The sequence below is a fragment of the uncultured Lactobacillus sp. genome (assembly GCF_944327175.1).
In the GTDB taxonomy this organism is placed as follows: Bacteria; Bacillota; Bacilli; order Lactobacillales; family Lactobacillaceae; genus Lactobacillus.
This window is the reverse complement of sequence record NZ_CALVGT010000002.1, coordinates 39,140-63,389: the sequence shown is the minus strand read 5'-3', so window position 1 is coordinate 63,389 and position 24,250 is coordinate 39,140. Positions and strand designations below refer to the sequence as shown.

27 protein-coding genes and 1 other RNA gene are annotated in these 24,250 nt (G+C 51.8%); 4 read left to right on the top strand and 24 right to left on the bottom strand.

The window, feature by feature from the left end; translation table 11 throughout:
* Window positions 1-164: 164 nt before the first annotated feature.
* Window positions 165-2,081 (top strand): ABC-F family ATP-binding cassette domain-containing protein, encoded by a 1,917-nt coding sequence (locus Q0J41_RS00445; RefSeq protein WP_296224693.1) that lies wholly within the window; start codon window positions 165-167, stop codon window positions 2,079-2,081.
* Window positions 2,082-2,146: 65 nt separating this feature from the next.
* Here the strand turns inward: Q0J41_RS00445 and tsaD are convergent, their stop codons facing one another.
* From tsaD to Q0J41_RS00345, 20 genes are all read right to left on the bottom strand, one after another.
* On the bottom strand, window positions 2,147-3,187 hold the full coding sequence (tsaD, locus tag Q0J41_RS00440; RefSeq protein WP_296224691.1) for a tRNA (adenosine(37)-N6)-threonylcarbamoyltransferase complex transferase subunit TsaD: 1,041 nt from the start codon (window positions 3,185-3,187) through the stop codon (window positions 2,147-2,149).
* A 2-nt stretch (window positions 3,188-3,189) separates the two neighbouring features.
* Complete coding sequence (gene rimI / locus Q0J41_RS00435) at window positions 3,190-3,720, bottom strand: ribosomal protein S18-alanine N-acetyltransferase (RefSeq protein WP_296224689.1); 531 nt, start codon at window positions 3,718-3,720, stop codon at window positions 3,190-3,192.
* 4 nt (window positions 3,721-3,724) lie between these two features.
* Window positions 3,725-4,447 carry a tRNA (adenosine(37)-N6)-threonylcarbamoyltransferase complex dimerization subunit type 1 TsaB gene (tsaB, locus tag Q0J41_RS00430; protein WP_296224687.1) on the bottom strand — a complete coding sequence of 241 codons (723 nt, stop codon included), beginning with the start codon at window positions 4,445-4,447 and terminating at the stop codon, window positions 3,725-3,727.
* A gap of 17 nt (window positions 4,448-4,464) precedes the next feature.
* Window positions 4,465-4,995 (bottom strand): folate family ECF transporter S component, encoded by a 531-nt coding sequence (locus tag Q0J41_RS00425; RefSeq protein WP_296224685.1) that lies wholly within the window; start codon window positions 4,993-4,995, stop codon window positions 4,465-4,467.
* Window positions 4,996-5,037: 42 nt separating this feature from the next.
* Entirely contained in the window at window positions 5,038-5,787 is a 750-nt protein-coding gene (locus Q0J41_RS00420; RefSeq protein WP_296224683.1) for an acyl-ACP thioesterase domain-containing protein, read from the bottom strand.
* A complete protein-coding gene (gene rsmI, locus Q0J41_RS00415) occupies window positions 5,784-6,647 on the bottom strand; it encodes a 16S rRNA (cytidine(1402)-2'-O)-methyltransferase (protein ID WP_296224680.1) in 864 nt (287 codons plus the stop codon). Before rsmI ends, Q0J41_RS00420 begins: the two co-directional genes overlap by 4 nt.
* Window positions 6,647-6,979, bottom strand: a complete 333-nt coding sequence (gene yabA, locus Q0J41_RS00410; protein ID WP_050890498.1) for a DNA replication initiation control protein YabA — start codon at window positions 6,977-6,979, stop codon at window positions 6,647-6,649. Before yabA ends, rsmI begins: the two co-directional genes overlap by 1 nt.
* 15 nt (window positions 6,980-6,994) lie before the next feature.
* Window positions 6,995-7,867, bottom strand: a complete 873-nt coding sequence (locus Q0J41_RS00405) for a DNA polymerase III subunit delta (protein ID WP_296224675.1) — start codon at window positions 7,865-7,867, stop codon at window positions 6,995-6,997.
* Window positions 7,867-8,193 (bottom strand): cyclic-di-AMP receptor, encoded by a 327-nt coding sequence (locus Q0J41_RS00400; RefSeq protein ID WP_296224673.1) that lies wholly within the window; start codon window positions 8,191-8,193, stop codon window positions 7,867-7,869. Before Q0J41_RS00400 ends, Q0J41_RS00405 begins: the two co-directional genes overlap by 1 nt.
* Before the next feature lie 11 nt (window positions 8,194-8,204).
* Window positions 8,205-8,843: a dTMP kinase gene (tmk, locus tag Q0J41_RS00395; RefSeq protein WP_296224671.1), complete on the bottom strand. Its 639-nt coding sequence runs from the start codon at window positions 8,841-8,843 to the stop codon at window positions 8,205-8,207.
* Window positions 8,844-8,972: 129 nt separating this feature from the next.
* On the bottom strand, window positions 8,973-9,209 hold the full coding sequence (locus Q0J41_RS00390) for a YaaL family protein (protein WP_296224670.1): 237 nt from the start codon (window positions 9,207-9,209) through the stop codon (window positions 8,973-8,975).
* 1 nt (window position 9,210) lies between these two features.
* Window positions 9,211-9,810, bottom strand: a complete 600-nt coding sequence (gene recR, locus Q0J41_RS00385; RefSeq protein WP_296224667.1) for a recombination mediator RecR — start codon at window positions 9,808-9,810, stop codon at window positions 9,211-9,213.
* 1 nt (window position 9,811) lies between these two features.
* Window positions 9,812-10,141: a YbaB/EbfC family nucleoid-associated protein gene (locus Q0J41_RS00380; RefSeq protein ID WP_296224665.1), complete on the bottom strand. Its 330-nt coding sequence runs from the start codon at window positions 10,139-10,141 to the stop codon at window positions 9,812-9,814.
* Between the two features lie 71 nt (window positions 10,142-10,212).
* Window positions 10,213-12,036: a DNA polymerase III subunit gamma/tau gene (dnaX, locus tag Q0J41_RS00375; RefSeq protein ID WP_296224663.1), complete on the bottom strand. Its 1,824-nt coding sequence runs from the start codon at window positions 12,034-12,036 to the stop codon at window positions 10,213-10,215.
* A gap of 49 nt (window positions 12,037-12,085) precedes the next feature.
* An RNA gene (ffs, locus tag Q0J41_RS00370) (signal recognition particle sRNA small type) lies at window positions 12,086-12,183 on the bottom strand.
* A gap of 12 nt (window positions 12,184-12,195) precedes the next feature.
* Window positions 12,196-12,705 carry a tRNA adenosine(34) deaminase TadA gene (tadA, locus tag Q0J41_RS00365; protein WP_296224661.1) on the bottom strand — a complete coding sequence of 170 codons (510 nt, stop codon included), beginning with the start codon at window positions 12,703-12,705 and terminating at the stop codon, window positions 12,196-12,198.
* On the bottom strand, window positions 12,705-13,307 hold the full coding sequence (locus Q0J41_RS00360) for a class I SAM-dependent methyltransferase (RefSeq protein WP_296224659.1): 603 nt from the start codon (window positions 13,305-13,307) through the stop codon (window positions 12,705-12,707). Before Q0J41_RS00360 ends, tadA begins: the two co-directional genes overlap by 1 nt.
* Before the next feature lies 1 nt (window position 13,308).
* Entirely contained in the window at window positions 13,309-13,839 is a 531-nt protein-coding gene (pyrR, locus tag Q0J41_RS00355; RefSeq protein WP_296224657.1) for a bifunctional pyr operon transcriptional regulator/uracil phosphoribosyltransferase PyrR, read from the bottom strand.
* A 90-nt stretch (window positions 13,840-13,929) separates the two neighbouring features.
* Entirely contained in the window at window positions 13,930-16,797 is a 2,868-nt protein-coding gene (locus Q0J41_RS00350) for a hypothetical protein (protein WP_296224656.1), read from the bottom strand.
* Window positions 16,798-16,853: 56 nt separating this feature from the next.
* Complete coding sequence (locus Q0J41_RS00345) at window positions 16,854-17,132, bottom strand: hypothetical protein (RefSeq protein ID WP_296224654.1); 279 nt, start codon at window positions 17,130-17,132, stop codon at window positions 16,854-16,856.
* Window positions 17,133-17,313: 181 nt separating this feature from the next.
* On the opposite strand from Q0J41_RS00345, the gene Q0J41_RS00340 reads away from it, so the two are divergent.
* Together Q0J41_RS00340 and Q0J41_RS00335 are read left to right on the top strand one after the other, a co-directional pair.
* Window positions 17,314-18,417: an SLAP domain-containing protein gene (locus tag Q0J41_RS00340; protein WP_296224651.1), complete on the top strand. Its 1,104-nt coding sequence runs from the start codon at window positions 17,314-17,316 to the stop codon at window positions 18,415-18,417.
* Between the two features lie 133 nt (window positions 18,418-18,550).
* Entirely contained in the window at window positions 18,551-19,738 is a 1,188-nt protein-coding gene (locus tag Q0J41_RS00335) for an SLAP domain-containing protein (protein WP_296224649.1), read from the top strand.
* A 386-nt stretch (window positions 19,739-20,124) separates the two neighbouring features.
* On the opposite strand, the gene Q0J41_RS00330 is transcribed toward Q0J41_RS00335, so the two are convergent.
* Entirely contained in the window at window positions 20,125-20,316 is a 192-nt protein-coding gene (locus Q0J41_RS00330; RefSeq protein ID WP_296224647.1) for a hypothetical protein, read from the bottom strand.
* On the opposite strand from Q0J41_RS00330, the gene Q0J41_RS00325 reads away from it, so the two are divergent.
* Window positions 20,315-21,262 carry a glycoside hydrolase family 3 N-terminal domain-containing protein gene (locus tag Q0J41_RS00325; RefSeq protein ID WP_296224645.1) on the top strand — a complete coding sequence of 316 codons (948 nt, stop codon included), beginning with the start codon at window positions 20,315-20,317 and terminating at the stop codon, window positions 21,260-21,262. The two genes, Q0J41_RS00330 and Q0J41_RS00325, sit on opposite strands and share 2 nt — an antisense overlap.
* Window positions 21,263-21,376: 114 nt before the next feature.
* On the opposite strand, the gene Q0J41_RS00320 is transcribed toward Q0J41_RS00325, so the two are convergent.
* The 3 genes from Q0J41_RS00320 to Q0J41_RS00310 form a co-directional block, all read right to left on the bottom strand.
* On the bottom strand, window positions 21,377-22,507 hold the full coding sequence (locus Q0J41_RS00320) for a serine hydrolase (protein ID WP_296224642.1): 1,131 nt from the start codon (window positions 22,505-22,507) through the stop codon (window positions 21,377-21,379).
* 101 nt (window positions 22,508-22,608) lie between these two features.
* Window positions 22,609-23,709 (bottom strand): serine hydrolase domain-containing protein, encoded by a 1,101-nt coding sequence (locus tag Q0J41_RS00315; protein WP_296224640.1) that lies wholly within the window; start codon window positions 23,707-23,709, stop codon window positions 22,609-22,611.
* 178 nt (window positions 23,710-23,887) lie between these two features.
* Window positions 23,888-24,160, bottom strand: coding sequence for an HU family DNA-binding protein (locus tag Q0J41_RS00310; RefSeq protein ID WP_002876514.1), 273 nt, complete (start codon window positions 24,158-24,160; stop codon window positions 23,888-23,890).
* Window positions 24,161-24,250: the final 90 nt, after the last annotated feature.

Genomic DNA, 24,250 nt, shown 5'->3' with positions numbered 1-24,250 from the left:
TCACAATATTTGCCATGAAATCCTTTTTATTGATTTTTTCACAAATTGATTAAAGGAGCTTGCCCCTTTTTAAAGCTGAAAAAGAGAGGAAAAATCTGCTGAAAATCATTGCCAGGGCCGTCAGTCCGACCTTTGCATGGTACAATGTTTCAAGGTGAAAAAATATGATAATAGCACAAGGACACAATTTGGAGCAACGCTTTGGAGCTGCTCCTATATTCAGCAAGGTAAACTTTTCAATTGAAAACAATGCCCGGATCGGCCTGGTCGGGCCAAACGGGGCTGGGAAAACGACCCTTTTAAAGATCATGACCGGCCGCCAGGAAGCCAGCCAGGGCGAATTTACCGTCAACAAGGGAATCGAGCTTGGTTACATCGCCCAGGAGCACGACTTTGACGAAGAGAAGTCGATCTGGGAAGAGATGCTGACGGTCTTCCAGCCCTTGATCGACCAGGGTCAGCAGCTGGAGAAGCTGCAGTACGCCATCGCCGACCATCCGGAAGATGAAGAGCTTCTCCGCCGTCTGGACCAGGCCCAGTACAATTTTGAACAGGCCGGCGGCTATACCTACCAGGCCGAAATCAAGAGCATGCTCAACGGCTTCAACTTCCCGGAAGCGACCTGGAACAAGCAGATTGCTAGCCTGTCTGGCGGGGAAAAGACCCGGCTCAGCTTCGTCAAGCTGCTTTTAAAGAAGCCCCCGCTCCTGCTTTTGGACGAACCGACCAACTACCTGGACCTGGATACTTTGGACTGGCTGGAAGCCTTCCTTAAGAACTACCCAGGCGCTATCTTGACGGTTTCTCACGACCAGTACTTCTTAGACCACCTGGCCACGCAGATTTTTGAACTCCAACATGGGGAACTGACTGTCTTTAAGGGCAACTACAGCCAGTACCTGGTGCAAAGAGAACTGCGCGACCAGCAGCAGGAAGCCGCTTATGAAAAGCAGCAAGAGGAAATCAAGCGCGAAGAAGAGTTCATCCAAAAGAACATCGTCCGCGCCTCCACCACCAAGCAGGCCCAAAGCCGGCGCAAGGCCCTGGAGAAGATGGAACTGGTCGACCCGCCAAAGCACAAGTCAAAAGTCCGGATCAAGTTTGACAGCGCCCGGCCATCGGGCAAGGAAGTCTTGATCTTGAAGGACCTGGCGGTTGGCTATCCGGACAAGACCATGCTTAAAGACATCTCCTTCCAGATCAACAAGGGCGACCGGGTGGCCATCATTGGCCAAAACGGGATCGGCAAGTCCACCCTTTTAAAGACGGTCATGAAGCAGCTGCCGGTTAAGAGCGGGTCCATTAAATACGGGGCCAGCCTGGACATCGGCTACTATGACCAGGAACTGCAAGGGTTAGACTATTCTAAGACCGTGATCGATACCATCTGGGACCGGCACAAGGACATGAACGAAAAAGACATCCGGTCCATCTTGGCCAGCTTTTTGTTCACGGCCAAAGACATCGACAAGCAAGTCAGCCAGCTGTCCGGGGGGCAAAGGGCCCGCTTAACTTTGACTGTTTTGTCCATGGAGCACAACAACTTCCTTTTGATGGACGAACCAACCAACCACTTGGATCTGGACGCCAAGGAAGTTTTGGAAAAAGCTTTGGACGATTACGACGGCACCCTCCTCTTCGTTTCCCACGACCGCTATTTCATCAACGGACTGGCCAACAAGATCGTTTTTGCCAAGGACGGCCAGGCCAAGATCTACGAAGGCAACTACACTTACTACTTGAATGAAAATGCCAAGGAAGCAGCTGCCGCTCAAGAAGCAGCTGCTGAAGAAACGCCAGCAGTCAAGGCGGTCAGCGAAAACAAGCTCTCCTACCAGGAGCAGAAAAAGCGCGACTCTGAAAAGCGGAAACTGGAACGGCAAGTGGCCCAGGCGGAAAAAGACCTGGAAGAGCTGGAAGCAAAAGAGCAAGAGATCCAGGAAGCCATGGCTGACCCGGCAATCGCTGCCGACTTCAGCAAGCTGGGGCCTCTGCAGGAAGACTTGACCGCTGTCCAGGAAAAGATCAGCCAAGTCACCCAGGCCTGGGAAGATGCCTCTCTGGCTTTGGAAGAATTTTAATTTTAGACAAAGGAAAAGCAAGTCCGGCACTGGACTTGCTTTTTTGTATATTTTCGTCTTGCTTTTTACTTGTAATCCTCGGCGTAAGGCAGTTCCATTGACGGGTCCGCGTCCAAGGTCAGGTCAGCAAAGTTGCCGGCCAGGTACTGGTTGTAAGCGGCAGCCCCGATCATAGCCGCGTTGTCCCCGCAGAGCTTAAGCGGCGGCAGGACAACTTTCGGCGCCTTTTCCAAAGCGGCGATTTCCTTGTTCATCCGTTCTCTTAAGCCCAGGTTGGCAGCAACCCCGCCCCCTATGATGAAGGTCTTGGGCTGGTACTGCCGGATGGCCCGCATGGTCTTTTCAGCCAAAACGTCCACCACGGCCGCCTGGAAGCTGGCCGCCAGGTCATACTTGTCTAATTCCTGCCCCAATTGGTCAGCATGGTGGCAAGTATTGATAAAGGCACTCTTCAGGCCTGAGAAGGAGAAGTCATAATTGTCTTCATCAATCATGGCTCTAGGGAAGCCGAAAGTGTCCTTGCCCTGGTGGGCCCACTGGTCGATCGTCTTGCCGGCCGGGTAGCTGACGCCCAGGACCCGGCCAATCTTGTCATAAGCTTCCCCGGCCGCGTCATCGCGGGTATCGCCCACGATTTCAAAGTGAGTCGGGTCTTTCAGTAAAACAATTTCGGTGTGGCCGCCGGAAACCTGCAGGGCCAGGGCCGGGTATTCAATCGGTTCAACCAGCTGGGCAGCTGAAATGTGGCCCATGATGTGGTCAACCCCAATCAAAGGCAGGCCAGTAGCCATGGAAGCCGCCTTGGCCGAGTTGATCCCGATCAAAAGAGCCCCAACCAGGCCAGGCCCGTGGGTCACGGCGATAGCATCCAAATCTTCCCAGCTGACCTTGGCTTCTTCCAAGGCTTCCCGGGTAATCTGGGTAATCACTTCGATATGGTGACGGCTGGCCACTTCCGGCACAACCCCGCCGAAGCGGGCATGGCTCTTGATTTGAGTAGCCACAATCAGGCTTTCGATCTCTGACCCGTTCTTGACCACGGCAGTCGAAGTCTCGTCACAGGAACTTTCAAAAGCTAAAATGCGAATGTCTTTCTTTTCCTTCACAGTCAGTTCTTCTTTCTTAGATGGCAGATCATGTTCAAACCGTCACTGTCCGGACAGTCATCATTGTTGTAGTAGTTTTTGCGGACAAAATTGTCTTCAAAGCCAAGCCGGCGGTAAAGTTCTTGGGCCTTCCCGTTTTCAACCCGCACTTCCAAAGTCACGGCCTTGAGGTCAGCGGACTTGGCCAGGTCTAAAACCGTCTGGACCAGGTAACTCCCGATCCCCTGTCCTTGCTCTTTAGGCACCACTGCCAAAAAGGTGATGTGGGCCTTAGAGAGACTGAAGCGGCAGCCGATGGCTCCAGCCAAAAAATCTCTCTCAAGCAAAAGCAGGTAGAGAGAATCCCGGCGGCGAAGCTCTTCGGCAAAAACTTCCTCATCCCAAGGCAGGCAGCCGGCATAAACTTCTTTTTCCAGCAAAAGGAGGCGGGCAAGTTCGCCTGCTTCCGCCTTCTTTAAGCAGTATTCATGGCCGCTGATGCTGATTGCCCGGGGGGCAAACCGCACCAGGTCAGCTTTAAAGAATAGTCCCATAAGCCTAAACTTCTTCTACGTATGCACTGTCTGCTTCAAATTCCTGGCCGGTCTTCTTTGCCCAGTCGTACTCAGCCTGCGTCCGGCGCAGGTAGTTCGGCACGGCCTGGTCCGGATCAAGGACCGGAGCGCTTGCCGCCAAGCGGCCAATGGCGCTGGCGTGCAGAAGGTTCTCTTCCCCTTCAGCCGGGCGCAAGTCCTTGTCAGCCAGACCAGCCGTGATTTCTTCCTGATACTTGCTGAAGTCGCTGCCGACAAAAATCACCTTTTGGTCAGGCAGGGCCGCTACTTGCCCTAAGAGCTCACTTAAGTGGTAGTGGCCGTCTTCGATCACAGCTTCCTTGCCCCGGTAAGCACCGGCAAAAAAGTTCTTGTTTCTGGCATCTAATGCCGCTACAACCAAGGCGTCTTCACCGGCAAAGTTCTGGGCCAGGGCCTGCAAGGTTGAGACCCCAACCAGCTCTTTATTCAAAATACTGGCAAACATCTTAGCCGTAGTTAAGCCGACTCTGAGGCCGGTATATGAACCAGGCCCGATCGCTACCGCGAAGCGGTCAATATCTTTTAAAGCCAGGCCGTTTTCTTCTAGCAGGCTGGCAATGTCTGGATCAAGGTCAACGCTGTGGTTGCGCTGGTTTTCCTCGATCTTTTCGCTGACCACTTGGTCATCTTCATTCAAGGCAACGCTCAAATCGCTCGTTGCCGTCGAAATGCTTAAAATCTTCATGCTCTAACTTTTATTTCCTAAAATTTTCTACTCAGCTTGACCCGGGACAGGCCTTCCAAGACAAACCAAACCACGACCATCTGAATCCATGGAGTGATCATTTCCTTGAGGATCCGGCTGGACAGGGCGACCATAAAGCTAGTCCCGTGCATCATGCTGACCCAAAGGGTGTTCAAGCCGATATTGCAGATTACCGTGACGCAGATTACGGACGCGATGACCCGCCAAATCTGGATCGGCTTCTTGTACAAGAAGAAGCCGTAGATCATCGGTCCCAAGGCCGCGGTCAAGGTATAACCGATAAAGAAGCCGCCCAGGTTGCCAAAAACAGCAGATGAAACCAGGTCACTCAAGGCGCCGCCGGCAAAGCCCCACCAAGGCCCGAACAAGTAGCCCAGCATGACGCTGCCGATAAAGCCCAGGCCCACCTGCAAGGTGGCATCCCCGACCTTAAACTGTCCCAAAACCACCTTGATGGCGATAACCATGGCCAGTAAGACCAGCTCCCGCAACTCCAGCTTGCTGCTGACTTTTGATTCACTTTTCATAAGACCGTCCTCCTAAAAAATGGCTTAACAAAAGCAACTGAATCAGTCTCTATTAAAGCACATTTTTTGCCAGTTTACCTCACAAAGTGCCATAAGTTCACCTTGCCGGGTAATGGCGTGGCAGGTCTTGACAGCGCTGTCTTCCATTTCCTGCATAACCTGGCAGGCAACTTCATTGCCGTATTTAATTTCCTTCTCAAACTTGATGGCCAGGTCTTTCGGCTCATGGCTGTTGACGAATTCCCGGGGAAGACTGTCGACGATCCAGTCCAGGTAATGGGCGTTGTTGACGTGGTGGTTGGAGTCCAGATCATAATAGTAGGCCCGGTAGAGCTTTTCGTCTGAATATTCCTCTTTTGGCCGCAATTTCTTGAAGCGGGGCATTTTAGCCAAAAGGGGCGCTCCCAATTCTTCAGCGATTTTATCATCGCTTGGCAAAAGCTTTCTGGTCTTTAAGTCAAAAATAATCCACTGGCTGTGAGCGATAACCAGGTCTTTGCCCTCTTCGTCCTCAATGCCGAAGTCCCGGTAGGACAAAAAGCGGTTGTAGCCAACCGCGTCAGTCCAGACCCTGACCTTTTTCCCGGCCCGGGGAAGGCTGGTAAATTCAAACTCGTACTGAGTGACTACCCAGCCCCTGCCCCGCTCTTTCATGGCGCTGGCCCCGCCCAAAGTTGGCGCCAGCTGCCCTTCCGACGTTTCCATCATCAGGTCAATCATTCTGGGCAATTTCAGCTGCCCGCTTTCCCCGCAGTCAGCGTATTCCAGCTGGTAATCCTTGTAGTATCTCATTTTGCCCCCTCCTGGTGGTAGCGGTCATAGAGCTCGTTTTTAGAAACGCCCTGGCTCTTGGCCACCTGCTTGATGGCATCCTTTTTAGAAACGCCCTGGGCTACTTGCTCTTTGACCAGCTTGACCAGGTCAGCCCAGTCCAGGGTCTTTTCTTCAGTGTTTGGCGACACCAAAACGACGAACTCGCCCCGGGGGGCAACTTCTTTAAAGTGCTGGATGACTTCTTCCAGGCTGCCGCGGACGAATTCTTCATGAATCTTGGTCAGTTCTCTGGCGCAGACGATCTGCCGGTCGCCCGGTAAAACTTCCGCCATCTGCTCTAAGGTCTTCAAGAGCCGGTGGGGAGCCTCATAAAAGATCGAAGTAGCTCTTGAGGCATTGATTTCCTCCAAAAATGGCCGCTGCTGGCTGGCCTTGCGGGGCAAAAAGCCGTAGTAGGTGAAAGGCTGCCCGTCAAAGCCGGAAGCGATCAAGGCCGTGGCAAAAGCCGACGGACCTGGCAGGGGAACGACTGGAACATTGTTCTTGATGCATTCCTGGACCAAAATGAAGCCGGGATCAGAAATCACCGGCATGCCGGCATCGCTGATCTCGGCAATTGTCGCCCCTTCCTGCATCAACTTAACCAGTTCCGGTGCCTTTTCTTTAGAGTTGAATTTGTGAAAGGCCACCATCTTGTTGTGAATGCCCAGCCGGTCCAGCATGATCCCGCTAGTTCTGGTGTCTTCAGCGGCGATGTAGTCAGCCTCTTCCAGAATCCGCTTGGCCCGGATCGTAATGTCTTCCAGGTTGCCGATGGGCGTAGGCACTAAATAGAGCTTGCCCTGCTGGTCATCCGCGTAACTGTGTTGCGTTTGCATTATTTGTGCACCGACTTCTTTCCAAAATTATCCAAAATATCCAGGCAAAACATGCAGTCCGCGCTGGGATCCCGGTGGGTCCCGTAGTACATGTTGCAAATATGGTAGCCAGACTGGTAGATCTGCTTGAGCATAGCCATCCCGCTCTGGCTCTTGCCTTCGTGTTCTTTAACCGTCAATTTGTCCAGCTTCTCGCGCAAAAGCTGGTTTTCAACCTTGAGCTCGGTATTTTCCTTCAAGCTCTCCAGCACCTCCTGCTGCAGGGAATCCATGCTCTTGAGCATGCGTTCCATCTGCTGCTGCAGCTGCTGCAATTTAGTATATGGGTCCACTTTCCTTACCTGCCTTTACTGCTGCCACTTTAAGGCCAAATAGTCCAAATTGTTCAAAAAGCCGACATTACTCTGCCGCATCCGGTCAACCTGCATTAAGTCCGCCAAAAAGTCGGCCGCCTCCTGATAGTCACCCTTTTCCAGGTCCTTTTCGCCCCACTTCTTGAGCAAAATCCAGACATACTTTTCCCAGGCCTTAGTCCCCTGCTTTTGCTTCTTAACCAGGCCCGCCAGCTGGTGGGCGGACGTGATGGCCAAAGAGTCATGCTCGCGGAGCTCCTGGTAAAAATATTTTACCGCCTGGTCGACTTCCTGGCTGCTTTTCACCTGGTCAACTTCTTCCTGGCTCATGCCGTTGGCCAAAAGGAGCCTGTCCTTACTGGAAGCAGCTTGCTGGCTGAAATTGATAATCTGGGTTCTGGACTTGATCGTCGGCAGAATCTGCCCGCCGTTATTGGCAATCAAGAAGGTAACTACCGGTGCCGCTGGCTCTTCCAGCAGGTTGAGCAAGGCGTTTGCAGCCGGCAGGGTCAGCTTCTGGGCATGGTTAATCACGAAATAGCGCCGGTCGCCTTCCAGAGGGCTTTTAGCTAATTCCCGCTTAAGCGGCCGAATTTGGTCAATCGCGATCGACTGCTTGTTTTCTTCCGTATCAATCAAAAAGACATCCGGGTGGTTGCCGGCCAGAATCCGCCGGCAGGCCGGGCAGGTCCCGTCCGGCTTCTCTTCGCCCGTGCAATTCACGTAGCAGATCAGCCAGTAGGCCGTGTTTAAAGCTTCCCCCTCATCGCTTGACAAGAGCAGGTAGGCATGCGACAGCTGCCCCCGGTCCTGGGCCTGCTTGAGCTGCCGGGATTCAGACCCGCCAATTTGTTTTAAATCCAGCATTAAAAGTGCAGGAACTGGTCAACCGGCAAGACGAAGACCGTCGCGCCGCCGACCGTGATGTTGACCGGTTCAATCGGCTGCTCGAAGGAAATGCCCGGGTGAATGCCCGGGTTGATTGTTTCTTCTCTGGTTTGGGAATGCTCTTTGATCAGCTTCAAAACGCCGTCAACGTCTTCATCTTCCACCCCAAGCAAGAAGGTGGTGTTGCCTTCACGCAAAAAGCCGCCCGTTGACGCCAGTTTAGTGGCGCCGACATTGTTGTCGACAAAAGCTGCCTGCAGGCGCTTGGCGTCTTCAGACTGGACAATGGCAATGATCAGTTTCATCTTGATCCCCCCTAAAACAATTCTGGAAATGTGCTTTTCACCAGTTTAACACTTGCGGCCACGACTTGTGGCAAATCTTGACTCGCGTCAACCACTTTTACCCGGTCCGGCTGAGCCTGGTTGACCACTTGGTAGCCCTGGTAAACCTTTTCGTGGAAGTCCAGCTTCTCTTGTTCCAGCCGGTCTTCGCTGCCTGACCGGGCCTTGGCGATTCTGGCCAGGCCCTGGGCCGGGTCTAAATCCAAAAAGATGGTCAAGTCCGGCTCCAGGTGGCCGGTGGCAAAAGCATTGATCTGGGCTACTTCATCAATCCCCAGTCCCCGTCCCTGGCCCTGGTAGGCCAAAGAAGAGTCGACAAAGCGGTCGGAGATGACCAGGTCTCCCCGCTTTAAAGCCGGATTGATGATCTCGCTGACATGCTGGGACCGGCTGGCTGCATAGAGCAGGGCCTCGGTCTTGGCGTTCATTTCCGTGTTGGCCGGGTCCAGGATGATGTCGCGGATTTTTTCAGCGATTTTTGACCCGCCTGGCTCCCGCGTTACTAAAATTTCCCGCTTGCACTGGCCCTGGATGGCCTTGACGACTTCATTGATCACTGTCGTTTTACCGGCGCCGTCGGGACCTTCAAAAGTGATAAAGTAACCTTGCATTTGTACTTGCCTCCTATCTATCTATTTTACAGAACTAAGGCTAGTATTTACAGAGTTAACTTCCCCCTAAATCTAGTAGGTAAAAATGGCAAAAAAATAATCTCCCGAAGCCGGGAGATTAGCACTTTTCTATTGGGAAATGGCGTTGGTCACGCCGGTGTAAGAAGCATGGCGGTAGCGGGCCTCATCGTACAAAAAGGCATACTCAGCTCTTAAAATCTTGTCCGCCACGATATTGTCATCAGACATGTCCAGGGTCGTGTTGTCCAAACCCTTGCTGAGGCTGATTTCCTGCTGCAGCTTTTCTACCAAAGCCATCAGCTTCTCATCTTCTGCTTGCTTGATTTTGTCGTTGTGCTTATTCATGCTATAGCTCCGTTCTACCTTGAACTGCCCGCTTCAAAGTGATCAAGTTGGCGTACTCAATGTCTGAGCCGACCGCCAGCCCCGCGGCCAGACGAGTGACCTTAAGGCCGGCCGGCTTGATCAAGCGGGAAATGTACATGGCGGTTGACTCCCCTTCCGGGGTGGAATTGAGGGCCAGGATAACTTCTTTGGCGTCATCGTTTTTCTGCAGGCGGACGATCAGGGATTTGATGTTGATTTGCTCCGGCCCGATCCCGTCCATCGGGGACAAGACCCCGTGCAGGACATGGTAGAGGCCGTCATATTCGCCCATGTTTTCAAAGGCCATCACGTCCTTGGCTTCCTCAACCACCATGATGGTTGACCGGTCCCGGGCAGGATTGCTGCAGATGGCGCAAGGGTCTTGTTCGGTGATGTTGCCGCAGATTGAGCACTGACGCAGTTTCTCCTTAACGTCGACTAAAGAACGGGCGAATTCGTCCACGTCTTCTTTAGGCATATCCATGGCGTAAAAGGCCAGGCGGGTCGCCGTCTTTTCACCGATGCCCGGCAGTTTCATGAAGGAATCGATCAAGCGAGCGATTGGCAATGGGTATTGCAAATTACATCAGGCCTTTCGTGTACTTGCCCAGGCTCTGCTGGGTTGCCTGGTCGATCTGCTTCAAGCCCTTGTTAACAGCGTCGATAACCAGGTCTTCCAGCATGTCCGGGTCATCCGGGTCAATGGCTTCCGGCTTGATGGACAAGCTCTTTAAATTCCGGTCGCCGGTGAAAGTAGCCACTACCATGTCGTCAGCTGCCTTGCCGGTGAATTCCTGGGTCGTGATGTTTTCCTGTTCCTGGGCCATTTGTTCTTGCAGCTTCTTGGCTTGCTTCATCATCTGCTGCATGTTCATGCCGCCCATTCCTGGGAAAGCTGGTCTCTTGCTCATGAAAAAATCTCCTTTTACTATTTCTTTTTTATCTGCTTAATTTTAACGCGAAAAAAGTTTTTTGGCGAATATTAGTCCTTAACCTGGGCCAAAGGGCCGAAAAGCTCTTCTGCCTTGGTCACAATCGCGTCATCTGCCGCTTCTTCCGTCGGCGCCTGGTCCGGCAAAGGCGGCTCAGGAGCTGCTGCTTCTGCCGGCTGGGCTTCTGCTGGCTGGGCCTTAGATCGGAGCTGACTGGCGTGTTCCTTGATGAAGTCCTGGCGGATCTTTGGCCAGGCCTTTTCGTCAACGATAGCGATGGTCCAGCTCTCCTTGGTCAATTGCTCCAGGTCAGCTTTGAGAGTTGCTAAAAATTCCTGAGGATTTGTGGCCAGCTGCCAGGCCCGGGACTGGCTGGACAAAAGAAGTGCCCGGTCGCTGGCCGCGATCGGCTGCAGGAAGCCCAAGACCGTCTTGGCCGGCTCTTCCAGCATGCTTGGCAAGTCCCGGTCCCAAAGGTTGCGGGCCTCAGCTAAGCCGGGCTTGGTGGCCTGGCTTAAGACCGCGTAGATCTCTTCTTGGCTGCTGGTGATTTCAGCCTGCAGGCTTTCAGCTTGCTGCTGCTTTTCCGCTGCCTGCTGGGCCACTTCGGTTGCCCCGCCCTTTTGCGTGTACAGCTGCTGGTTGAGCTGGAAGACATGGCGGGGGCTGAAGGCCTGGCTTGGCCGCTGACTCAGCTGCTGAACCTGCTGGGTCAGCTGGTGGACTTGTTCTTTCAAGGCCTTGACCTGCCGCTCTAAGGCCGGGTTGCTGGCCGCAGAAGCAACTTGCGGGCCCGCCTGGCTGTTTTGCCGCTCTTGGCCAGCCTGGACTAAAAAGACTTCTAAGGGAATCTGCTGCTGGTTGGTAAAGCGGAGGCTGCCCAAGGCGTCATTAGCCTGGTCAATGATCTGGCTGAAGCGGTCCGGGCTTTGCTGGGCAATTTCCTGGGCAAAGTCATCCGTCAGGAATTCCCCCTGCCCTGTTTTGGTAAAAAGCATGGCCTGGACGGTCAAGCTGATAATTTCATTTAAAATGTTTTGGGCGCTGGCCCCGTCCTGGATGGCAGACTTAGCCAAATCCAGGGCCGTCTGGCTGTCCCCGTTTAAGAGGGCCAAAAGGAGCTTTTCGACTTGCTCCTGGGCGGCGAAACCGGTGACTTCCAGGGCGTCCTCGTAACGGACACTGCTTTTTTCAAAAGAAAGGAGCTGGTCCAAAATGCTCAAGGCATCCCGCATCCCCCCGTCAGCGACTTGGGCGATGACCTTTAAGGCCTTGTCCTCGTATTCGACCCCTTCCTGGCCCAGGATGTATTCCATCCGCTTGACCATGGCCTCATTTGAGAAGCGCTTGAAGTTGTAGCGCTGGGTTCTGGAAATGATAGTGGCCGGCACCTTCTGCAGTTCAGTCGTCGCCAAAATAAAGACGACGCTGGCCGGCGGTTCTTCCAAAGTCTTCAAAAGGGCATTGAAGGCTGAAATCGACAGCATGTGGACTTCGTCGATGATGTAAACCTTGTACTTGCCTTCAGTTGGAGCGTAGTGAACCTTGTCTAAAAGGTCGCGGATTTCGTCAACGCTGTTGTTTGAGGCCGCGTCCATTTCGATGATGTCCGGCATTGCCCCCTGGTCGGCGGCCAGGCAGTTGCTGCACTCGTTGCAAGGTTCGCCCTCTTGCAGGTTTAAACAGTTCAAGGCCTTGGCAAAAATCTTGGCGCAGGAGGTCTTCCCCGTCCCCCGCGGGCCGGCAAAAAGGAAGGCATGCGAGACCTTGCCCCGGATAAGTGAATTCTTGAGGGTATCGGTAATGGCTTCCTGTCCGACCACATCATCAAAGGTGCGCGGGCGCCATTTGCGATACAAAGCTTGATAAGCCATACATTCTCCCCGTAATGAAAAAGCTCCTAGCCCCGAAGAGCTAAGAGCCTGTTAATTGCTAAATAAAGGGCACATGCCCAAGCGACCTTAGTGCTGCTACCTTCCGGTCCTGACACGCTTCGGAGGTCGAACATTGCCCAACCAATATTGTAACCTAAACTAATCCTTTTGGCAATTTTCCTGGGCTTTTTTTGCTGATTTTTGCTTACGGCGGATTTCCCGGAAGAAATCTTTCAAAAGCTGGGCCCCTTGCTCTTTGTAAAGGCCCCGGATGACCTTGGGATGGTGGTTGAATTTTTCCACGCTGAAGAGGTCGACCACGCTGCCAGCGGCGCCAGCTTTGGGGTCCATGGCCGCGAAGTAGACTTCCTTGATCCGGGAGTTGATAATGGCCCCGGCGCACATAGCGCAAGGCTCCAGGGTAACAAACAGGCTGCAGTCGATCAAACGCCAGGAGTCAAGCTTTTGGCAGGCCTCCTTAATGGCCAGGATTTCGGCATGGGCCGTCCCGTCTTCATCCAGCTCCCGCCGGTTGTAGCCCCGGCCGATGATCTGCCCGTCTGGGCCCACGACAACGGCTCCGATGGGAACCTCGTCTTGCCGGCGGGCCTTCTCCGCTTCCGCAAAGGCGGCCTCCATGTAGGTCTTTTTTTCTTCGCTTGAATACATTATTTCTTCACGCTCTTTAAAATGTAGTAGCCCTTGTCCCGGGTCAAGATTTCGCAGTTGCCCAGGCTGGCGGCCATCAGCTTCTTCGCGCTCGGTGCTCCCTGCTTTTTCTGGATGACGACTAGCAGAATCCCGCCGTCAGTTAAGTGGTCCTTGGCTTTCGCCAAAATGCTGGACCAGATGGCCTTGCCGGCCCGGATAGGCGGGTTGGTCACGATCATGGCATATTGGCCGGAAACTTCTTGATAGCGGTCTGAGGCAAAAATATTGACGTTGCCTGCCCCATTGGCCGCTGCGTTTCTTCTGGCCAGGTCCATGGCCCGTTCGTTGACGTCAACCATGTCGACCTGGCGGTCTGGCCACTTTTTAGCAGCGAAAAGACCGATCGGGCCATAGCCGCAGCCGACATCCAGAATATTGCCGCCTGGCAAATCCTGCTCCAGCATCTGCTCAATCAAGACCCCGCTGCCGTAGTCGACCCGGTTTTTGGAAAAAACGCCGGCATCCGTGGTCAGGTTCAAATTAATACCGTTGAGGTGGTAGTTGACATGGTGCTCGTCATGGTCAACCGTGGGATTTTCAGTAAAGTATTGTTCAGCCATCTTATGCCTCGCTGATCTTCACGGCGTCTTCTCCGTCGATTTCGCTGACCTGGACCTGGACGTCTTCGCTGGCCGCGGTTGGGATGTTCTTGCCGATGAAGTCCGGCCGGATCGGCAGTTCCCGGTGGCCCCGGTCGATCAAAACAGACAAGGCAATCTTGGCTGGCCGGCCCTGGTCCATGATCGCGTCAAGGGCTGCCCGGATGGTCCGGCCGGTATAAAGGACGTCGTCAACCAAGATGACCGTCTTGCCGGTCAAGTCAAAGGAAGTGTCAAAGCTGGCAATGGCCTTGGCCTTTTCTTCTCGGCTGAGGTCGTCCCGGTAGGCGGAGATGTCCAAAGACAAGACTGGCAGCTGGCTGCCTTCAATCTTGGCCAGACGGTCGCCGATTCTCTGGGCCAGGTACCAGCCCCGGGTCTTGATCCCGATTAAGACCAGGTTTTCCGTCCCCTGGTTTCTTTCCACGATTTCGTAGCTCATTCTGGTCAAAGCCCGGCGGATCCCCGCTTCATCCATGATTTGTTTGCTCATTTTTCTTCTCTCCGTATTATAGTTTTTCTCTCTATATCTATTTTTTCTGTTGCAATTTCTTTCATCTGTAAAAAAGCATCGCTAACCATTTTATAAGACTGGCCCGGATGTAGTCAAATTCCGCCAGTTCTTTTCATAAGCGCTAGCCACCAGGTCCAGGTACTTGTCATAGTCAAGCGAATTCAAAATTGCTTCCTGCTCGTCAAGCGCAAGTAAGTTGACGGCCCGGTTTTCCACGTGCATGGACCAGTCAGGTGACAAATTAGGAATTTTCTGGACCGTAGCCTCCCGGCCTTTTGCCAAGTTGCCCAGGCCGTTAGCCTTAAGAACCGCCAGGGCTTCTTGGTCATGCTGGATGGCGGCTTCCCCGCTTCTCTTGCGCTTGTTCAGCATGGCCGGGGTCAGCTTTTTAGCCGCGGCGGAATAAAGGTGGACCGTCTTCGGCAGGCCGTCTTGATAGATAAAGACCCGGTTGTAGCGCTGCAAGATTAAGAGCTGGCCGGCATCCCCCCGGCCGAAAATGCAGTTAGCCCGCTCCTTGCTGTGGTTGGCTGAGAGGACGTTTTGGAACATTCTGAGCCGGTGGGCCGGGTCTGGGAAGGCTTCCTCAGCTTCCGCCAGGATCTGCCGGCCCAGGTCCCGGTCAAAGGGCGCTGCCAGGTCTGTCCTTTTTTCCAGCAGGTAGCGGCTGAGGGCCCAGTCGATGATAGCCGGGTGGGCCAGGGACTTGGTCGGGCTGGTGTCCTTCCGGCAGGCCAGGCTGCCTGAAGCTGACAGAACCTTGGTCAAATCTGGGCTGGCTTCCAGGCGGTTGTTGGAGTCTTTAGAAACCAGGTAAAGTTCTTCTGGGACAATCTCCACCCCGATTTCAGCGGCTTCTTTAGCCAGGATCTGCCGGTTTAAGTCAGCATCTAAGACCGAGTAAAGACCATCAGTGTTGGTTGACACGATCCGGGCTCCGGCATAAGTCTGGGCCTGGCCGATCATATAAGTGAAGAGCTGACCAATAATCCGCATAGACCGGATCCGGTTGTTCATTCTAATCGAAGAGGGCACCCGCCCTTCTCTAGGATCAGCAGCCCCGGTAGCTGAGTTTAAGATCAGCTTGGTCCCTTCTCTTTCGATATTGAACATCCGCCGCTCTTCGCTGCTATATTGGGGATCAGTCCGCTTTTTGTCCAATTCCTGCTTTCTTTCAAAGATCGCCGTATACCGGTCTTCGCCTAAGCGGTCATTGTAAAAAGCATTGAGGCGCCGGAGCATGTTTGGATAGTAGGAGGTAAAGTCCTCGTGGTTGGTCAGGTCGCTTGAGGTAAAGGCATAGCGGTCATCCAGTCTGACCCGGCTCCCCTGCTTTTTGAAAACAGACGGTTCATCCTGACTAAAGTCCCGCCAAAACTGCCCCCGGTCAGCCGGATCCGTCTGCTCCATCAACTTGATCGTTGCTTTAGCCGTCAAGAAAGTCTGGTACTTTTCCGTCCGCCCGTCTGGCAGGGTGACCTCCCTCGCCTTACGCAGGTCCAAAGGATCTGGGTAAAGCTTTTGCACATAAGCCAGGTCAGCCTGCTTTTTCTCCCAAAGGGAATAGTCTTTTAAGTAAAGCTCTTTGTTGTACTCTGACCCATGCAGGCCGCCAACGGAGAAAGTGATGTAGCAAGTCGATGGCTGACCGTTTTTTTGGTAGTAGAAAAGGTTGGTATCTTCGTTCTCGACCTCACTTAGGTCGCTGACCGGCAGGGCCTGGTCCCCGTAATCTTCCTGGTATTCCTTTGAAGGATTGAAGTTCTTGCCGGCAAACTGCTTGTAGTAGTCATAAACCCGGTCAAATTTTTTACGCAATTTTTCATCTTCAAAGAGCTTGTAGAAAAAGTCCCGGCTTTCTTCTAGGATATCTCTCTGCTTTTCGCCTGTTTTTTCCGCCACGCTAGCGGCTGGATACAAAAATGAAACGGCCCGGTCGTCTTTTAAGCGGCCATATGGGCAGATGGTCCTGCGGGCAAAATTGGCAGAAGTCGAGTCAATGGTCAAGCGGTCTTTTCTGACAAAGGCTGACCCAATTTTCGCCTGGTAGCTGTCCCCGTCTTCTTGGTAGATCAAGTCCGGGTACTGACCCAAGAGACCCTTTTTCAAAATAAACTGCCCCTGGTAGTAAGGATGGCAGAAAAGCTCCTTTAAGTTAACCACGTCAGAGACATTATAGGCAATGAGATCAGCCAGTTCTTCGGGACTAGTCAAGTAGTCCTGGCCGGGCTTTAATTTGTCACTTTCCAGAATCTGCCAGCCCAGCATCCCCAAAAGGCGCTTGAGGCCGACCCGTCTTTGCCGCTCATTGAGCTGGGCGACGTCAATATGGCGGCCGGACATCTGGAAATTTTTGGCAACTAAGCCCATGGTCTTGTCCTGCCAAAGGCGCAGGCGCATGTTGCCGATATAGCGGCTGAAGAGTTCATCGTTAAAGTCCCGCATCTCCTTGGCCGTCACGGCTGAAAAGCGGTCCCGCTTGCCACTTTCACCAGGCTGCCAGGCCTGGGTAAAGTAATAGGCCAGCATGGTCAAATCGTAGTTGCTGGAATTGTAGCCCATTAGGTAGGGCGCTTCTTCTTCCTGGTAGCCGGCGTCAGTGTCGCAGACCGGGCGGAACTGGCCTGGAAAAGAGGACGGGGCTTGGGGATCATTGACGTATTGGGCATCTGAGACCCCAAAGGTCTGGGCCAGACGGGCGGAAGCTGCACTTGAGCAGAGATTGTAGTAGTAGATATCCCCCGTAAAGTTCTGGTTCTTCTCCCGGATCCGCTGGGCAGCAGCCTTCTTAAAGTCCAGGCTGTCACCTTCGTTTAAGGCCGGATCATCAACTAGGTAATAGATGTCAACCCGCTGGTCGTCTGGCCGGTAGCAGGACAGAGTAAAGGCGTTGGTCAAAGATTCGATATCGTAGAAATAAGAATTTAGTCGGCTCATTTTTTCCTCCAGTCGTTTACTTACATTTTAGCAAAAAGCAAGAAAAAAGCGGGCCATCAGGTCCGCTCCCGTTCTTCGCCGTGCAGCTGCTCATAGCGCTCCAGCGGCATTGAGGTTACATGATAATTCTTGCAATAAGGACACCGGTAAGCCCGAATCGGCATTAGCCGCCAGTGCTCATGGTTGATTTCGCGAAGGTGAACGGTCACTTCTTCTTTATAAAGAAACAGATCGGCATCGAACTTTGTCTTAAAGGCCCGCTTGCCGCTGGGACAAACCAGCAGCCGGCTGCGGCGGGCGCGCCGGTAAGCCTTATTGGCTTGACTCTTAGTCATTGCCATGCCCCCTTACCCTTTTAGAAGTAAAACAGCAAATCGCTGAATTCTTATCTTAATATTCACTTTCTAATTTGATTTTAGCACCATTTACCCGCCCGCTCAATGAATAGCCACTATTTACCAAGATTTTGGTAAACGCTCTATTGTTTTTTAATAAAATAAGGGCAATAATAAACTAGTGTGCAAAGAATATAAAGCTGGCAGCTACACTGTTGCCGCCAGCTTCTATGACAGCGGCAGCCAGGTTTACTCAACTGAAGCCAGCTTTTTGACGGCAGCCGCTGCTAAGGTCACGATCAAGAGCAAGAAGATTTCTTCAGTGTCCTTCACCCTGGCCAAGGACAGCCCGGTCTACAGTGACTTGACCATCAACGGCTCCAAGGCTAAGACCAGCACCGGCAAAGATGGCAGCGTAACCTACACCTTTGCTGCCGGCGCTTACCAAACCAGCACTAAGACCGCCACTTTCACGGTCAATGGCAGCAAGTTCAGTGCTGACGTTGTCTTCAGCACTTTACCAAGTTCAGCCTTTGTAACTGTCACTGAAACTTCAGCAGTTGTTAAGAAGAAGGTGCAGAAGAACTCAGCTATTTACAACCGTGACGGCGCCAAGACCAAGTACAAGTCAATCAAGGCCGGCAAGACTGTCACTACTTACGGCACCTTGACCCGGGGCACTACTAAGTACTACAAGGTTTCCAAGACTGGAAATAAGTACATCAAGGCTTCTAACGTTGACGGCCGCTACATCACCTTGAAGAACGCGGCTGCCGTTTACACCCAGGACTTGAAGAAGACCAAGACTAGCTACAAGAAGGGCAAGAAGGTTTATGCTTATGCCTACGCTATCTTGGGCGGGGAAAAGTACTATAAGCTCGGCACTAACAAGTACATCAAGGCCTTGAACGCTAAGGGCCGTTACATCACTGTCAAGCACGGCGCGGTTGTTTACAGCAAGGACTTGAAGAAGACCGGCTCATCATACAGCGAAGGCAAGAAGGTCTTGACCTTCGGCCGGACCACTTTGAGCAACAAGAAGAAGTACTACCAAGTTGGCCAAAATAAGTTCATCGTTGCTTCCAACGTTGATGGGACGACCCGGACTTTGAAGAAGAATGCCTACATCTACAAGAAGTCCAAGGGCAAGGCGGTCCGCTACAAGAAGTACGTCTTGAAGAAGAACAGTCACCGCAAGACTTACGGTAGCGCTGTATCAATCAAGGGCAAGAAGTACTACATCATCTCAGTTGGCCAATACGTGGTTAAGTCTAACTTCCGCTAAAACTGAGGATAAACCAGGAAAGATTCTGCTTGGGCAGAATCTTTTTTGATTGTTTTTTAAATTAAATCGGGCGATAATAAAATAAAATCTCAAAAAAGAAACTTTGACTAGTCCCAGGAGGCAAAATTCAAGAATGAAAAAGTTAAGCAAATCCATCGTAACCGCCCTGTCACTGGCAACGGCCAGCTTGTCCGTAATTCCTCAGGCAGCTCCCATCCAGGCAGCTGCGACTAAGGCCAAGACCAGCAAGGAATACAAGGACGGCAGCTACACGGTAATGGTCACCGTAGAGAATCTAGGCAACAATATTGATATTCCTTTTAACTTTTTTCCATCAGCCACGGTAACGATCAAGAAACATAAAATTTCGTCCATCTCGATTGATGTAGATGACATTGATGACGCGGGCTTGAACTATGTCCAAGTAAATGATGAAGTAGCAATCAGTGACAAGAAGACGTTAACCTTTGATGGATCTGCCTACAAGAACGGCCTACAAAACGCGGATATTAACATCAATGGTGATCAATCATACTGCAACATCACCTTTGGCGACCTGCCGGCTTCAGCCTATGAGACAGTTACTGAGACTTCCGCTACGGTTAAGAAAGTCGTCAAGCGGACCGCCGCCGTTTACGACAGAAACGGCAATAAGACCAAGGGCAAGGCCCTCAAGGCTGGCAAGACCGTCACCACTTACGGCACTTTGACCCGGGGAAACGTCAAATACTACAAGATCTCCAAGGCTTCCGGCAAGTATGTTCAGTCTTCCGACATTGATGGCCGCTACATCACTTTGAAAAACGCGGCCACCGTTTACACCCAGAGCCTGGAAAAGACCAGGACTAGCTATAAGAAGGGCAAGAAGGTCTACGCCTACGCCTATGCCATCTTAGGCGGGGAAAAGTACTACAAGCTGGGCACTGACCAGTACATCAGCGCCTTGAGCGCTGACGGCCGCTACATTAAGGTCATGCACAGCTCTGCCGTTTACAGCAAGAACTTGAAGAAGACCACTTCTTCTGTCGCTGAAGGTAAGAAGATCCTGACTTTTGGCCGGACGACTATTAAGAATAAGAAGTACTACCAAACCGGCTACAACTCCTTCATCTCTGCTTCCAACGTTGATGGGACAAGCCGGACCTTGAAAAAGAATGCCTATATCTACAAGAAATCACATGGCAAGGCGGTTCGCTACAAGAAGTATGTCTTGAAGAAATACAGCCAAAAGCAGACCTATGGCGGTGCCGTATCAATCAAAGGTAAGAAGTACTACATCGTTGGTGTCGGCCAATACGTGACTAAGTCCAGCTTCCGGTAAAGTCAAGCTTATCAAGACAAAAACAAAGCGGCAGATCAACAAAGATCTGCCGTTTAACTTTTCTTTAGCTTTTCCACAGCTTTTTTTAGCAAGCTGTTCATCAAATGACCACGCTTGCCAGCTATCCTTACAGTACAAGTTCAGAAAAACTTGCTACTAAGCAAAGGAGGCAAAAACTATGCTGAAACTGTTTACCGAATTACTCCCGATTTCATTGGCCATGTTTGCCTTTACCCGCTACAGATGGTCCCGCCGCAAATTGTCAGTAGTTCCTGCCCACCAGCGGCATAATTAAGAATTCGTGACACTTCCCTTTTCCCTTGAATTTGAATTCTATCTAATTGCTAGTCTACCGCTTTAACCAGCATTGCATTACATTAAATTTCTTATTTTTTCACAACACGCAAATCTCTATCTCGATGGCAAGAAGCCCTGGCAACCGCCAGGGCTTTCTTGCATATTTTTAACCCTTTTGCCTTGCTTGCGGGTAAAAAAGAGCCAATAATATCATTTATAGAGACTTGGTAAAATTCACAAAATATCCATTTTGTTTTAACTTTAGAAAGCAGGTGCATCATGTCTTCACTTAGTCAAAAACTGGCCAGCCTTTTCCTAATCGACAGCACTGGCGATTTTACTGAAAACCTCCGCCTTTTGGAGCAGTACCAGCCAGCCGGCCTCCTCCTCTTTGCCAAAGACCTGGCAGGCCTAAGCGAAAAGGCTGTTAAAGAGCGGCTGGCGATTTACCGGCATGTCCGGCCAGGTTTGCTGCTCGCCATTGACCAAGAAGGCGGTTTAGTCAGCCGCTTGTCCACCCTTTATCCAAACCGGTCTTACCCCAGCCAGGCTGAACTTTTGCAAAAGGGAGCCGACTATTTCTTAAGCGAAAGTAAAAAGACGACCCTGGAATTAAAAGATTTAGGCATCAATTTGAACTTTGCTCCGGTGGCTGATCTTTCGCTTGATCCGGCCAGCTTCATCTACAGCCGGACCCTGCAAGTAGGAGCCGAAGAAACCGGGCCGGCGATCGCGGCCTTCATCAAGCTCTACCGGCAGCTGGGGATTGCATGCTGCGCCAAGCATTTTCCTGGCTACGGGGATGCCGGCGACACCCACCAGGCTCCGGCTAAAGACCTTAGAAGCCTTAAGGAAGCCCAGTTTGATCTTTTGCCCTTTAAAGCGGCGATCACGGCCGGCGTGCCGACCATCATGGTGGCTCACTTGGAAGTTGCCTGCTATAGCCCTGGCCCTGCTTCCCTCTCCCCGGAAATCTACCGTCTGCTCAAGCAGGACCTTCATTATTCCGGAGTAACCATCACCGATGACTTAGCCATGGCGGCAGCGCGAGAAAGCAGCTGCCCGGAGCTTTTAGCCTTAAAGGCCGGGGCCGACCTCCTTTTAGGCGGCAGCTTGGAAAAGTTGCCAATCCTGCAAGCAGCTCTAGAAAGCGGCGAATTGCCAAAAGAGCGGATCAAAGACGCCCTGGTCCGGGTCCAAACTTTGCAGGACGATTATTCTCTTTAAGCTTTTAAAAAGCTCTGTAACATTTCAGAATTAACCAGCAATTTAACGACAAAAAAGGCAGATCCGGAGATCTGCCTTTTTAGCTTGTAATTTTATTGTCTATTTTTACTTTGTTTAGATCTTAGAGAAAGTATCAAACATGATCTCTTTCAAGATCTGATAGCCAACGTCCTTAACCTTGTTTTCGCCAAAGCTACGCTGGTTGAGAAGCAGGATAATCCCGTTCTTGTTGTCAGCCGTCAGCTGGAAGTAAGCAGCATAGTGAGCGCCGCCAATTGCCCCGTAGGCCAGCTTGACCTTTTCCCCCTTCTTGAGGTAAACCCCGCCGCTATATTGATTGATCTTGCTCTTGAGGTGGGTCAGCTTGTGAAAGGCGCTCGGCGACAGGAACTGCCCTGTTCCCAAAGCTTCTTGGATAAGATAGTAGTCGCTGGCTGTCGTCAACATGTTCCCGGCCCCAACCAGCTGAGACAACCGTGTCTTTTCCAAAGTTGCCGCCTGCTGGTAGTTCTTGCCATGCTTATAGGTGTAAGATACGGCCAGCATCTTATTCTTAGGCAGCTGGCTGCTTACATAAGTTGACTTGAGGCCCAGCCGCTGGACCACCCGCTTCTTAAAATTCCAGGCATATGACTTATGGCTCACCTTCTTGATGATGCCTGCCAGCAAAACATAGTTGACGTCGCTGTAGTGGTAGCTCCCCACCTTGTCCTGCGGCAATTGGTTGGCCCGGTTCACAATCCAGTTTACTGCCTGGTCTTCACTATAGTTGATGTGGCGGTCAACTTCTACTTCTGGAATCTGCAAGCCAGACGTGTGAGAAAGCAAGTTGCCCACGCTGATTTTCTTGGCATTCCGCAAGGCCGGGTACCAGCGGGAGATCTTCGTGTTTTGACTAAAAGCACTTGAGCTCCCCTTCTTTTCTTCCATCAGCTGCATGATCATGGCCCCGGTAACTTCCTTTTGCATGGAAGCGGCCGGGTAGACAACCTGGCTGGCCCCATTCTTGACCTTCCGCTTAGCATTAGCTAAGCCATAGTTGACGACCTGGACATGCCCTTTTTGCACTATAGCCACGCTGCCGGTCACATGCTTCTTCTTAAAAAGCTTCTCGACAAAAACATGCATATCGGCCGCCGTTACCAGATCAGGGGCCGTTTCTTCCGGCCAGGCTGAAGCGCAGATAGCGGCACATACTGCCGCGACCAGCAGAGCTGTGATGATTTTTCTTCCCTTTTTAAACAACAGTGGTCTTTCCTCCCTTGGATACATATGAACATTATAAGGCCATTCAGGGGAAAAGGGCGAAAAATTATTATTTTTTAAAAAATAAAAAAAATCACTCACTAATTCAAACTAAAGGTTCCCGGCTGGATCTTCTGCAAGAGGCCAAAGGCCAGGCCCTTGAGCTGCTGCTTAGTCTGGCTGCGCTCATTTACGAACATGATGATCCCGTTTCTGTTGTCCGCCGTCAGCTGGACATAATTCCCATAGTGCTCACCCCTAATCGCGCCAAAGGCAGACTTGACCTTGCCGCCCCGCTTCATGTACATACCGCCGCTATAGGTGGTCTTTCTGGCCTTGAGGTGAGTCAGGTAATTGAAGTCGCTTTGGTTCAAAATTGCCCCGTTCTGCAGGGCCAGCAAGATCTCGTAATATTCAACTGGCGTGGTGCACATGTTGCCGGCGCCTGGGATCTGGGAAGCCACGGACTTAGGCAGGGAGACCGGTCTTTGGTACTTTCTCTGCCATAGATAAGCGTATGATACTGCCTGGCTCCGGGTCCAAGGAATGTCATGTCTGAGGCTGGTGTGGGCCAACCCCAGCGGATGAACGATCCGGTGTTTAAAGTTGTAGGCATAGGAGCGGCCGGTCAATTTGCGGATGATGCCGGCCAGCAAAATGTAGTTAGTGTCGCTGTAGTTGAAGCTGCCAATCTGATACTGCCAGCTGCCGTTGATCTTCTGGGTCACCCAGTTGATGGCCTTGTTTTCCGACAGATTCTGGTTGCTTTCTGAGCCAACCTTCCGGTAGCCGCTAGTGTGAGTCAAGAGGTTGCCGACCGTCACGTAGCGGGCATTCTTCAGCTTGGGGTACCAGCGGGAGATCTTGGTGTACTGGCTGAATTGCTGCTTGGTATGATTCTTTTCGTTCATAATCTGTACCAGCATGGCTCCGGTTACCACCTTTTGCAGGGAAGCAGCTGGATAAGTCACGTTATAAGACCCGTTCTTTATCCGCCGGCCAAACCAGGCATAGCCGTAGTTGACGGTCTTGACGCTGCCGTTTTGGACTAAAAGAACTGACCCGGCCAGGTGGTTGTCCCTCATTACCCGGTTGACGTCGCTCTTGGTCGCTTCCGCCTGGACCGTAGCTGGCGCCAAAGCTGGAAGCAGGAGGCTGGCGGCTAAGGCCAGCTTGCCGGCAGTTTTCGCGGATTTTTTCAAAAAGAAGTCTTTAAAATTCAAACTGTTTTTCCCTTTCTCATCATAAAGATAACTACAAATTATGTTAGCCATAATATTTACTAAAATCAAGGGAAGCTGTGTTACGTTTTAATTACAGGATTTTGTCCGCAAAAAAAGGCCACCGGAATCAACCGATGGTCTTTTAAAGTGGTCAAGCTTACTTAACGGCATCCTTCAGGGCCTTGCCAGGCTTGAAGGCTGGAACCTTGCTTGCAGGAATTTCGATTTCAGCGCCAGTTTGCGGGTTGCGACCCTTCCGAGCAGCGCGTTCACGAACTTCAAAAGTCCCAAAGCCGATCAATTGTACCTTTTCGCCCTTAGCAAGTGCTTCTTCGATTGATGCAAACAAAGCGTCAACGATTTGAGCAGATTCCTTCTTGCTGAATTCAGTCTTTTCACTTACAACTGAGACAAGTTCAGTCTTATTCATCTTGTTTCCTCATCTTTCTATTAAAAGGCTCAGCAATATGCCGAAGCTTAGTCATATGCTTAATTATAGCAAAACTTTGCCGCTGCAACA